The sequence below is a fragment of the Spiroplasma endosymbiont of Dilophus febrilis genome, assembly GCF_964030685.1.
Taxonomy (GTDB): Bacteria; Bacillota_I; Bacilli_A; order Mycoplasmatales; family Nriv7; genus Nriv7.
The window spans coordinates 147,302-159,926 of record NZ_OZ034912.1; the positions used below are offsets into that span (position 1 = coordinate 147,302).

The 12,625-nt window shown below is 24.0% G+C and carries 14 protein-coding genes; 11 read left to right on the forward strand and 3 right to left on the reverse strand.

The window, feature by feature from the left end:
- Positions 1-469: 469 nt before the first annotated feature.
- Positions 470-1,477, reverse strand: a complete 1,008-nt coding sequence (locus AAHF53_RS00710; RefSeq protein WP_342189878.1) for a hypothetical protein — start codon at positions 1,475-1,477, stop codon at positions 470-472.
- Positions 1,478-1,948: 471 nt separating this feature from the next.
- Here AAHF53_RS00710 and AAHF53_RS00715 point away from each other — a divergent pair, with 471 nt between their 5' ends.
- The 3 genes from AAHF53_RS00715 (at position 1,949) to AAHF53_RS00725 (ending at position 3,037) form a co-directional block, all read left to right on the forward strand.
- Positions 1,949-2,122 (forward strand): hypothetical protein, encoded by a 174-nt coding sequence (locus AAHF53_RS00715; protein ID WP_342189879.1) that lies wholly within the window; start codon positions 1,949-1,951, stop codon positions 2,120-2,122.
- 222 nt (positions 2,123-2,344) lie between these two features.
- Positions 2,345-2,533: a hypothetical protein gene (locus AAHF53_RS00720; RefSeq protein ID WP_342189880.1), complete on the forward strand. Its 189-nt coding sequence runs from the start codon at positions 2,345-2,347 to the stop codon at positions 2,531-2,533.
- An 18-nt stretch (positions 2,534-2,551) separates the two neighbouring features.
- Positions 2,552-3,037: a hypothetical protein gene (locus AAHF53_RS00725; protein ID WP_342189881.1), complete on the forward strand. Its 486-nt coding sequence runs from the start codon at positions 2,552-2,554 to the stop codon at positions 3,035-3,037.
- 298 nt (positions 3,038-3,335) lie between these two features.
- On the opposite strand, the gene AAHF53_RS00730 is transcribed toward AAHF53_RS00725, so the two are convergent.
- Together AAHF53_RS00730 and AAHF53_RS00735 are read right to left on the reverse strand one after the other, a co-directional pair.
- Entirely contained in the window at positions 3,336-3,860 is a 525-nt protein-coding gene (locus tag AAHF53_RS00730; RefSeq protein WP_342189882.1) for a hypothetical protein, read from the reverse strand.
- A 46-nt stretch (positions 3,861-3,906) separates the two neighbouring features.
- Complete coding sequence (locus AAHF53_RS00735) at positions 3,907-5,184, reverse strand: hypothetical protein (RefSeq protein ID WP_342189883.1); 1,278 nt, start codon at positions 5,182-5,184, stop codon at positions 3,907-3,909.
- A gap of 418 nt (positions 5,185-5,602) precedes the next feature.
- Here AAHF53_RS00735 and AAHF53_RS00740 point away from each other — a divergent pair, with 418 nt between their 5' ends.
- The 8 genes from AAHF53_RS00740 (at position 5,603) to AAHF53_RS00775 (ending at position 12,625) form a co-directional block, all read left to right on the forward strand.
- Positions 5,603-7,198, forward strand: coding sequence for a hypothetical protein (locus AAHF53_RS00740; protein WP_342189884.1), 1,596 nt, complete (start codon positions 5,603-5,605; stop codon positions 7,196-7,198).
- 4 nt (positions 7,199-7,202) lie between these two features.
- Positions 7,203-8,975, forward strand: a complete 1,773-nt coding sequence (locus AAHF53_RS00745; protein ID WP_342189885.1) for an ABC transporter permease — start codon at positions 7,203-7,205, stop codon at positions 8,973-8,975.
- 21 nt (positions 8,976-8,996) lie between these two features.
- Entirely contained in the window at positions 8,997-9,899 is a 903-nt protein-coding gene (locus tag AAHF53_RS00750) for an ABC transporter ATP-binding protein (RefSeq protein WP_342189886.1), read from the forward strand.
- Between the two features lie 473 nt (positions 9,900-10,372).
- Positions 10,373-11,119 (forward strand): hypothetical protein, encoded by a 747-nt coding sequence (locus AAHF53_RS00755; protein WP_342189887.1) that lies wholly within the window; start codon positions 10,373-10,375, stop codon positions 11,117-11,119.
- A 6-nt stretch (positions 11,120-11,125) separates the two neighbouring features.
- Positions 11,126-11,410 (forward strand): hypothetical protein, encoded by a 285-nt coding sequence (locus AAHF53_RS00760; RefSeq protein WP_338967674.1) that lies wholly within the window; start codon positions 11,126-11,128, stop codon positions 11,408-11,410.
- 2 nt (positions 11,411-11,412) lie between these two features.
- Positions 11,413-11,661: a hypothetical protein gene (locus AAHF53_RS00765; RefSeq protein ID WP_338968622.1), complete on the forward strand. Its 249-nt coding sequence runs from the start codon at positions 11,413-11,415 to the stop codon at positions 11,659-11,661.
- Positions 11,662-11,748: 87 nt separating this feature from the next.
- Complete coding sequence (locus AAHF53_RS00770) at positions 11,749-12,306, forward strand: hypothetical protein (RefSeq protein ID WP_338967670.1); 558 nt, start codon at positions 11,749-11,751, stop codon at positions 12,304-12,306.
- Positions 12,272-12,625 (forward strand): hypothetical protein, encoded by a 354-nt coding sequence (locus tag AAHF53_RS00775; RefSeq protein ID WP_338967669.1) that lies wholly within the window; start codon positions 12,272-12,274, stop codon positions 12,623-12,625. The genes AAHF53_RS00770 and AAHF53_RS00775 overlap by 35 nt, the downstream gene beginning before the upstream one ends.

The window sequence follows — 12,625 nt, forward strand, 5'->3', positions numbered from 1 at the left end:
ACCATTCTTATAGGTCGCGTTTAGTTTTCTTAGGTATTTTTTAAAAAAGAAAAAATGGTCATTTACTATAAATTATTTCAATATGCAAATTAAGTATATATTTCTTATGTATGATTTTTGTTGTAAAAAATTATTTTAATGTTGTTTTTATAAGCATTTTACTTAGTTTTTATAACCTTTTATTAAGAATATGTTTGTTAATATTAAATATTTTGTTTTATTAATTATTTTTCAAGTAAAAAGGTAATAAATTTTTAGTTGCTTTTCTTTCAAAATTATTCAAATCTTTACCCACCTAACAAAACTTTATGCGCCCATTCTTTCTTATATTTAAGAATGGTGTAAAATTTAATTATAACAAATATTTAAATATATAATTAAGAAAATTTAATATTAATTTTAAAAATAACTAATAAAAAAAATATTAACAAAACTTCATCAAGTTTTATTAATATAATTTTTTATTATTTTATTCAATATTTTTAAAATACACTTCAACTGTTCCCTTTTCAATACCAATATTAAATCTAATCCACGCAGCACTTTCACCATCTTCTAATGACCCATCATCAATTTCTGCCGATGAATCATCAATTGTGAAATTAATTCCACGAATTTCATTACCAAATTCGTTATCTAATGTTTCTTTTACTTTAACAAGCACTTTACTTCAAGAATCAGTTGATTTAATACCTTTTAAATCAAATCGATTTTTTTCATTAAATTTCTTTAAAAATTCTTTAACTTCGTTAATTAAATCCATATTAGTTTTCTTAATATCTTTAAAATAAATTCGGATATTTTGTAAACCTTTGCTTCCAATTTTAAAACTAACATTATTATTATTTTTACCATCTTTTAAACCATTACTTACAACATCATAAAGCTTATCAATTGTTAATTCAATTCTCTTAGCATCAACACCAAATTTTTCAGTTAAATTATTCTTTAATCTTTTCAACACATCAGTTCATTTACTAGTTGATTCCACACCTTGTAAAGCAAAAGGATTTTCCATATTAAATTGTTCTAAATATTTTTTAACCTCATTAAACAAATCATCATCAGATTTTTCAATATTTTTAAAATACACGCGTATTCAATCAGACTCTTTATTACCAATTTTAAAACTAATATTTAATCCGATCTGACCATCTTGAAATTTATCAAAACCTTTATCTTTTAAAAATTTATTTTCGTCTCAAACACGAAGATTTTCAATATGTTTAAAAATCTTGGGAAACTTCACTTTTAAAGCTTCTTCTACTTTATTAAGAGCATCAGTTCTTTTATGTAAAGTATTTAATCCCCTTAAATCAAAACGATTATTGTCATTAAATTGTTCTAAATATGTAGAAACAATTTTTACTTTTAAAGCATCATTTTTACCAATTAATCCCTCTTTATTTAATAATCTTGCCATTTCTGTTCTAATATGATGCAGTTTATCTTCCAAAGTTACATTATCTTTAAGCAACTTAGCAATATCTGCTAATTCACCACTACCAAAACTATTTACTAACTTTAGTTTTCTTAGGTATTGCTTCGAAGAAGTAAAACAATCAGCTAATTATATTATTTAATTACTAAACTAACCCCACCTTTCTTGTTATTGTCATTTTTATTCACGATTATTTTACCATATTATTGAATTTTTACACACTAAAAATTATTAATATTATTAAATTTTCACTAATATATAGGTCGCGTTTAGTTTTCTTAGGTATTTTTTAAAAAAGAAAAAATAGTCATTTACTATAAATTATTTCAATATGCAAATTAAGTATATATTTCTTATGTATGATTTTTGTTGTAAAAAATTATTTTAATGTTGTTTTTATAAGCATTTTACTTAGTTTTTATAACCTTTTATTAAGAATATGTTTGTTAATATTAAATATTTTGTTTTATTAATTATTTTTCAAGTAAAAAGGTAATAAATTTTTAGTTGCTTTTCTTTCAAAATTATTCAAATCTTTACCCACCTAACAAAACTTTATGCGCCCAATATATATTAATTTTATATTTTTACTTACTTAAATCTATTATATTTATTTGTTACAGCATTACCTTTATAATTAATTCAACTATCATCATTTTTATTATTATATTTATTTCATAATGAATTTTTATATATTTCTTTTCTGATTTCTATTTCTGAATTAATATTTTCATTAATGTACAAACAAATAATTTAGAAAATTTAAGTAGAAATAAAAGAGCAAATCAAAAAAGGAATTTTAGAAATCTTGTTTCTTATACTAATTTAGGTGAAATTAAGGATTTAAATATAGAGACAATTAGAAGAGCTATACATTGCAATAATGGAAATATTCCTTTTTCTGTGATTGAGAGAATAAAAATTAAGATTGAATCAAGTTCTTATGCATCAATATGAATAAGAGATGAATGAGAAGATGATTATTTTGGATCAACATATGTATATTTTAGAGTTAATCCAAATTTACAAGAATGTTCATCATCTGAATCATCATATAATTCTAGTAATGGTAGTGAAAAAGATGAATTGTAATTGAAAGGAAATAACGAAATGAAAAAACTTTTAAGTTTATTAAGTATTATGACAATTACAGGAACAGCAATGCCGATGGTCATTGCCGCAGCCCCTTATCAAAAAAAAGAACATACAAAATTAAATAGAACAAAAAGAAGAGTTCATCCCAGTCGATTAGATATACAATATGATTGAGGTTCAACATGAAATAAAATGATAGCAACTTTTAGTCCTGCTGTATTTAATGATATAAGAAGACATTATGAATGTGCTAATACTTTTGATGAATTTAAAGCTCTTTTTGGTGTGGAAATGTATACTGGCATTTGAAAAGATCATAGGGTTGAAAATAATAAAGATATTTATCTACCCGCTCTTGCTAAATGCATTTGAAATAATTGAGAAACAATAAAAACAACTTTTATTAATGGTTCTATTGCTAATGGTAAAGGTAATTATAGTATAATAATTACATGTTGAGCATCTAATGGTAATTTTATAGAAACAGCAGTAGCGAATTAAATATTTAAAAAAAAAGAAAAACATTTATGGAAATAAATCAATAATTTATTTCCATTTTTAATTAAAAGAGAAGAATATTTCTTATATGTGTTATGTAGAAATAACCCGATTTTTAATTTTAATATATTTGTTAATTATCTAATTTAAATTAAGATTAAAAATATTTTTATTAAAGCAGTATTTAAATTTAAATACTGCTTTTCTATTTTGACAAAATAAAAAAATGAAAAAGTTGTTTAAGAGTATTGTCACTATAGAAAACTGCCTTTCTTGGTAATGATTTTAACGGTTTTTAAATTTAGTTATTAGGGAGATTTTCATTTTCATTTTCAAAATCATTTGTACATATTAAACTATAATCTGTTGTATTATCATCTTGTTTGTAGTCATTTAAATTTGTGCCTTGTGCTTTGATTGTTATTTTTTTATTGATTACTCATTCTTTCTTTCCTACTTTGGTTCCGTATGTAGTTATTAATTGTCTTATTTCATCTTGTTTATTTTTATTATTAGAGAATTCTGATTGTATAAATTTGAAAGTAAAATCGTTTAAGTTTTTAAATTCTGATAATTTTTCATTTAGATTGATATTATCTTCTTTCTTTATGTTAACTTCTATAAGTCTGGTTGTTGGCCAAGTTTCGCGATCGCCAAAATGAAACCTCACCTTTTGTAAGTTTTTGATTTCAAAATTATAAATTTTATTAATATCTTTATTACTATCTTTATTTTTTTGTTTTACTGGTTCATTTGTTTTTTTGGAACAGCCGATTATTGGTAGTGTTATTAATCCTAAAACAGCGGTTATATTTAAAAATTTCATAAAATTAACTCCTTTATTTTATTTTTTCAATATATATATATATATATTATACAAAAATTCTTAATATCATTAGAAAGATGGCAAAACCGATTAAAAATTGAAAGGTATAGTAAAAAGCTGGTACTGTTTTAAAAACCGGGAAAATTGCGGTTGAAAAGTTAACTGTTGCTTTTGCAATGATTGCTAATGGTCGTAAAATGGTAATGATTTGTGAGGCCGTTAGCATTCAATTAATCATTTTGATACCAGCATTTTGAATGGCACAGCCAATGTCATTAAAAGTAGGTATTCATCGTCCAGAATATTTACAATTTGCTGGCGGGATTATGTCATCTCATTCCGAGTTGGTTGAACCATCAGGTATAAACGCTGTGGAATTAAGGACATTAAAGTCATAAATTTTAAAATTATAATTAGAGGTATTTGTTTTATGGTACAAAGGAAAAGTTAAGGTAAAAATATTAATGCCATAGCGAATATCAATGTCCGTATTGAAGTAATTAATGCTGTTAGCAGTCTTACTGGTTGGCAAGGTAATCAGTTTATTGTCGTAAGATTTAAGAACATTAAATTCAATTTGATAGATACTATTATTATTTTTAATAGCATTAAAATTTTCTTGGTGCGTTTTTTTATCAAAAGTAAAAAAATAACTTCTTAGTAATAATTCTGAGTCTCCTATAATATTTATTAAGTATTTTTTGGGATAAAAAGTAATTAACGAGCGATAAAAAAATCCAATTTGAATAAAATAGTTCTTGTTATAATTATCTACGCCTTTAAAATCAATTTCGGTATGAGTTTTTTCGTCCATATCAAAAGTCGCATAAAATAAACTGGAAAAGAAATTGCCAAGAATTTCATAGATTTCGTCAAAAACATTTTTGTACTCGCTGTTGTTAATACTAGGAATGTTGTTTTTAAAATAAAGGTAAATGTCATTTTTTAATTCAGGATCGTATCTCAAAAAACTAAATTTAACATTAAGATAATTTAAGGTACCAAAAAGATACTTAATTAAGTAATAATCGTTATCGTTTGCAGTGTCATATTTTCAGATTTCACTTTCACTGTGTAATAATTGTAAATAGTTATTACCCGCAATTAAGGTTTTATTAAAAGCTTTAATTTTCAAAATATTTGTATTAATTTCATCTTTACTACTAGAAGTTTTGTGATAAAAATAGCTTTCGTTTTTAAAACCGTGATTTTTAATGGTAAATTCTTTGTAATACCCTTTTTCTAAAGTATTAATGAAATTAAATACTGGTGTTCAATAAAGATAAGAGTAATTAAATTTATCAAAATCACCGCGGTGAATCATTAAATAATCAAGGTTAGGTCGCGTTTAGTTTTCTTAGGTATTTTTTAAAAAAGAAAAAATAGTCATTTACTATAAATTATTTCAATATGCAAATTAAGTATATATTTCTTATGTATGATTTTTGTTGTAAAAAATTATTTTAATGTTGTTTTTATAAGCATTTTACTTAGTTTTTATAACCTTTTATTAAGAATATGTTTGTTAATATTAAATATTTTGTTTTATTAATTATTTTTCAAGTAAAAAGGTAATAAATTTTTAGTTGCTTTTCTTTCAAAATTATTCAAATCTTTACCCACCTAACAAAACTTTATGCGCCCGAAACTAAACGCGACCAATAAAATAAAATATTTGTCTAAAATAATAAAATCATATATAATGAGTTATATTAAGAATACTAATTAGTAAGGAGAATAAAATGAAATATTTTACAAAAATTATCACCATCGGTTGCTTTTCTTTGTTATCAGTTTTATCAGTAGTTGGATGTAACTATTTTGATAAGAATGATAAAATTGATAATAAGATTAAAAATAAAATCTTGGAAGAAGATATGGCAACGATGCGAGATATTCGCTTAAATTTTAGCAGTAATTTAAGAAAATTTGCCAGAAGTGATTATGATACTAAAAGCGAAAAAGACCTTAGTGATGTTTTAGACTTTGGAATGAACCAACCACTGCCAAGGCAAGTTCTTAAACATACTGACGCAAAAAAATCTCTTGATTTTATTAAAAATTCGTTTGAAAATAATTTCAATAAAGCCAATAGTGAGTTACAAATAAAATACAGTAATTATTATAAGTTATTGCCACCTTTTAAACTTTCTATTAATGATACGAAGTTTACAGTATTTAAAATTGCTTTAGATAAAGTCGCTGATTTAGCGGGACTAGATGTAACTAAAGATAGCGCGATTAGACTAGATATAGTTTATGAATATAGTTTTAGTTTTAAAGAATATAGTCCTACAAATCAAAACTTTATTGCAAGTCATATTATTACTAATAATCTTGAATTAACAAAGAAAATTATTACTAATTTGGAAGTTAAAATTGGTGAAGCTACATATGATCAGCTGAAAGCAGAATATGAACGCATTGAAATTAACGAAGATAATAATCAATATCCGAAAATTACTAATGATTTTTCAATATATAATATTTGGTCTCATTATAATAATAAAATTTTTGGTCGTTTTAAAGAACTTATTGCTTCTTCTAATCGCTTTAAAAAAGCTAGTGATGATAATGATATTAAGTATAATTCTTATTTTGATTTCTTAGGCTCAATAAGTATAAAAATCGAACCATTAACTAATCGTTTTAATAATGATGAATATAATAAATTTTATGATGAGCAAGGGAGTTTATCAACTCACAAGGAACTTTTTAACCATCTTGTAAATAAATATCCAAGTGATTATGATTTTTCTAACAATGAATGATTTACTTTTAGTACTAATAATTTAAGATTGGTACCAATGACGATTTATGGTTTACCAATGACTGGTGAGGTACAAAAAAATCAGCAAAAATTAACAGTGACAATGGTTTTGCCAACAAAAATTTTAAATGCTCATTTAGAACAAATAACTAAAATGGTATTTGGTTTCTTTAAAGAATATGAAATTAAATGAGCAAAGGATCAGATTACACTTTTTGTAAATAATGATATTTTTGCAAAACTACTAGATAATGAAACAAGTAAAGATGGTAAACCTAATAATCTTGATGGAATTTACAAGATTTTAGAAAACCATTTTAAGAAATCAGATTTTATGATTAAAGATGATATTTTAAAACATAAAGATTTTACTGTTGGTGCTGGTAATATTTCTAATATATATAATGAAGATATCGTTTATGATAAAAATAATAATATTATTTCCTTAGCAAGTAATCAAGAAATTAATTGAGATTTAGTTTTTGGTCATAAGGGGCAATATTTTAAAGTTAATAATGTATATAAAACAAAATCTTTAAAGATTATTAATAAGGATCAGCAAAAATAAAAGTATGAAATTAGGAAGTAAAAACAATTCATATTTATCAGTTTGTTTATTTGCAATTTTTAAAATTAGAAAAATGATGGCAGTTTGATTTTTATTATTTATTTCTTTAGTTATATTTGCCACCTTAACGCTTTTTATTTTTTTTAAATCTGATAATCTTAACAGTGTTATTAGCAATTTTCAATATGGTGTTTTAATTTTTACAAATATTATTTTATTATTATTTATTTTATTAATAATAATAAAAATTTTTGGTCGTGAATTTACTGATGGTACATACTTATTGTTAATTTCGCGTCCATATTCACGATTACAAATATTTATTTTAAAATTAATAACAATTTGATTTTTAATTTTAATTTTTATTGTTATTAATCTAGGATTTACTTTAATATTAGTTCATATTATGGGCATAATTAGTAATAAAAATGATTTTGTATCAGCTTTTCAGGAATTAATATTAAAACTCTTTGTATTTTCAGTTTTTGTTTCTTATTTAGCATCCAGTGGTATTATTTTTATTTCAACATTTTTTAGTGTGCAAACGGTATTATTAATTGGTTTTATTTTTTGTAGTTTATTTTTATTAGGGGGAATGCCTTATTCTTTAATAACAACAATTGCTAATAATCTTGAAATTAAATTTAAAAATGAAACGCAAAAATATACAATTTCTCAAATTAAGGAAACCTTCTTATTTAAAGAAAAATTAGACAAAAAAGAAGTTAAATATTATAATTTAACAAAAAAAATCTATGATTTTTATAATCAAGAAAGTCTCCAAGGGTTACAAAATATTATTTTTGATCGTTATGAAGATAATGTTAAAGAAAAATGATTGAAATTTTATGAACAAGAATTAGGTTTAACCAAACCCATAGATTTTGAAATTACTGGTAATAATGTTGAACAGTGAAGAGGACAATATCAAACAAATGAAGTTAATGAATTGATTACAAAAAATAAAGAAAAAGGTCAAAATACAAAAATTTTTCTGCAATTAAAAATGCCATATTTTTTTAAAACTAGTGCAGAACTTGAAAATAGTCGGATTGAACATCAAGAATTAGCAAATATGGTAAAAGATTATCTTGATAGTGCTTCAATAAAAGATTTGATGTTTTTTAATTTAAGTCGAATTTCTTCTTTAATATTATTTGATAAAGCAAATACTTATTTTAAAATTGATAATGATTCTTATATGGAAAAAACCTTTGATCCGTTTCTAATATTTAAACAATTATATGATGATAAGATGAATAGCGATATGGGATATCCTAATGCTAATAGTAATTATAAAGTTAAAGATAGTAATTTTTATGAAAGTTATGAAAAAGTTTTTAATAATCCACTGTTATATGTTTTCAAAGATTTTGAATATAATATTATTAAAAAAGTTATTGATTTTAAAATAATTACTACTAATCAAGTTGATGATAATCACTTTTTCTTTAAATTTTATTTATCAGCAAGTCAACTATATGGGATTTTTTCTAAAATTAATATTATTGAACATATAAATCAAATATGAACAAGTAGTGTGCGATATAATCTTTATTCGTTTGAAAAGTTCCAACAAGGTTTTATTGATTTTAATAATCAGAGGAATTATTTAATGAGTTATGATGATTTTCCATTAGTTAAAGATGAAAACGGTATTTTTGTTCGGCAAGAAAATTTTATTAATACTAATAATTTATTTATTTTTTATCTTACTTTAAGTTCTTGCTTTTTATTAGTAGCTTACTTAATATTAAATCGCAAGACAATTATCTAGTAAGATTTAAGGAGAAAAGTTATGAAATATAAAATTGAAGCTAAAAACTTTATTAAAAGTTTTAAAAAAAATATTGTTGGTCCTTTTAATTTGCAAGTAAACCCCGGAAAAATTCATGCAATTATTGGACTTTCTGGTAGTGGTAAAACAGTATTTATTAAATCATTAATTCGCGGAATTAATTCTTTTAAGGGCACGATATCCATTAATGGTAAAAATAACAAAAATATTAAAGTAAAACATAGTATTGGTTATGTTCCTGAGTTTATTACTTTTCCTGAGAATATAAAAGCATATCAATTTTTACGATATATGGGAAAATTAAGTGGTGTTAAAGGTAAGAAATTAAAAAATCGGATTGAAGACTTAATGACTAAATTAGGAATTTGAGAACATCGTAATAAGAATGTTAATGCTTTTTCTTCGGGAATGAAAAAACGGGTAATGATTATTCAAGGGTTATTGCATGATCCAGATATTGTTATTTTAGATGAACCAGAAGCAGGATTGGATATTACCAATCGTCGGATAATTATGGAATATTTAAAATTTTTAGCATCGCAAAAGAAAACAATTTTTTTGTCTTCCCATTTATTAAATGAAGTTAAATATTATCTTGATGAGTTTACATTAGTACTTAATGGTAAACAGTTTTATTCTGGTTCAATTGCACCATTTGGTGTTGATTCTTCTTATTTTTTAATGTCAGATAATGATTGAAAAATCATTGATTTTTTTATTAAATATAATATTCCTTACTGATATGAAGAGGCTAGTCAAGAATTAAATTTTGTTTTAAATAATCCGTTATCATTTTTAGATGTTATGCAATATGCTGAACAAATGGAAGTTACAATTTATAAGATTAGTGAATCTAATTTTTCCATTGATTTTTTACTGCAAAAGTTAAATAAGGGCGCATAAAGTTTTGTTAGGTGGGTAAAGATTTGAATAATTTTGAAAGAAAAGCAACTAAAAATTTATTACCTTTTTACTTGAAAAATAATTAATAAAACAAAATATTTAATATTAACAAACATATTCTTAATAAAAGGTTGTAAAAACTAAGTAAAATGCTTATAAAAACAACATTAAAATAATTTTTTACAACAAAAATCATACATAAGAAATATATACTTAATTTGCATGTTGAAATAATTTATAGTAAATGACTATTTTTTCTTTTTTAAAAAATACCTAAGAAAACTAAACGCGACCCCTCATTTTTAATTTTATGACATTGGGGAGCAATTTGATATATTTACAACGGTTATTTTAAAAACATTGTAAGCTATTTATTTTTAGCAGGTTGTATTTTAATTTTTCTTTTTAAAATAAGTAATTTAACACAAATTAACAAAGTTATTAATTTCTTAAAAAACTCACCATTAAATATTGTGATTGGTTCATTAGGAACTGGAAAAACCGCTTTTCTAGCGTACGCATCAAAATTACTAAAAAAGAAAAAATATCACATCGCCTCAACATTTCCATTACTAAAAACCCAAAAATTAAGTTTAGGACATATGGGATTATTAGACTTTGATTATCCGGTATTGCCAGACAAAACATTACTGCTATGAGATGAAACCAATTTATTTTTAGAAGGAACCGATTGAGAAAAAAATAATACCAAAAACGAAGAAACCGGTATTCAAGAATATTTCGCTCTGGCACGCCATTTTGGTCATATTGTGCTTGCTAGCGGTCAAAGAGATAAACATATTTGAGTTAAAGTTCGTGATATTGCCAATAATGTGATTGTGGGAATTCGTAAAAAACCAGTTAATATTTTTCGCCCCTACTTAAAAGTCATCTATGGTACCTTTACGAGCATTGAAGAATATGAACGCTGACGAAACACCTTAATTGATGCAAAAAATAGCAAAAAAGGTCGCCGTATTAAATATCGTGATATTCCTGAACTTGATATTTATTTTTTTAAATTAAAAATTCCTTTACCAATACTTAACACTTACAATTCTTTTTACCTAGCGTTTTTAAGAGATTACTTAAATTCAAAAGTAAATCCTGACTATGAAGACAAATACTATAATGACACAGCAATTGATTTAGAAGACTTAGAATACTTAAAAATGGATAAATTTAGCAAATTTTTAAGAAAAATGAAAGAAAAGGAATAATAAAAAATGGAAAATCTCGCAAAAATGGCCGACTTTCTCGCCCAAATGCTTTATAAAGTTTTTGATTTAATTTGAAGTCTTGAAGTGCCGGGAACAAATATTCAACTAATATTTCCTTTATTCTTAACACTGGCTGTAGAATTTCTTATGGCAATTATTCTTGGATTTGGTAGTCAACAAGTTAATTTAGAAAAACAACGCCAATATGCTGTTAAAAATAAGGGGCGTTTAAGTGTGTGAGGAAAAGCTAAAAAACAAATAAAACCAATAAAAACAAAACAAGGTAACTAAAAATGTTTAAACTAATTATTATTTTTATCTTAATAACTGTGCTTGGGTTATTAGCTGGTAGTCATTTTGAAACTTTAACGAACTATATTAGCGAAGGTCTTGCTAATTTCCAAAAATTTATTACCAGCAATTTAACAATTTTAGAACTGTTTAAACCAATGGCACGAACATTTTCGCAACACCCAATTTTTACTATTCTTGGCGTCACTTGTGTACTTGTTGCTTTATTTATTGTGATTAAAGGTAGGTAAAAAATGAAGAAATGAACTAAAAAACAAGAATTAAAAAAATAGAGAATGACAAATTAGAAAGACAAAGAAAGGAATTAATAGTTAATTATGTTAAATTCTAATTTATTAAATAAAATTAATGTTAATGATGAATGATATACACAGGAATATGCTGTTAAACCAATTTTAGAATTTTTAAAACCTAATAGTACTATTTTATGCCCTTTTGATAAAATTGATAGTAAATTTGTATGTGTTTTAGAAAGAAATGGGCATAAAGTTTGGAATAGTCATATTGATGATGGAATTGATTTCTTTAATTACATTAAAAGTGATGTGGATAGATATGATTATATTATTTCTAACCCTCCGTTTAGTAAAAGAAAGCAAGTAATAGAACATTTATTTAATTTGGGCAAACCGTTTGCGATGTTAATACCATTAGTAAGTATTGCATTAAAACCAATTAGAGAAAAAATAGATCAGTGTGAGTTATTAGTTTTTGATAAAAGAATAAAATTTATTACTTATAATGGTATAGTTTGCAAAAATCCACCAAGTGAAACTGCTTATATTTGTCATAATGTTTTGCCTAAGCAAATTGTTTGTAGAAAATTAAAGGAGTTTAAAAATGAAAGAAAAAATGCCATTAAAATTAAGAATTAAAAATTCTTTTAAAAAGCAGTGGTTAAAAATAGTGTTAAGTATCATTTTTATCTTTATAAGCTTATTAATTTGTGCATTAACAGTAAGCGATGCTAAATGAATAACTGGAACAAGTGACGAATTTAATAATTTTATGAGTGAAGAAATGGTTAAATTCTTTGGCAAGTTCAATAGTGGTATTATGCTCGCAGGAATATTTGTTTTTTGATGAGGCGGAGCAATATATTTTGCACTTAAATTTGAAAAATTAATTCGCTTGATTGTTCAGAAAATTAAAGCAAAAAGAGCCTTGAAAAATGAAATCAAACAAACTCATTAA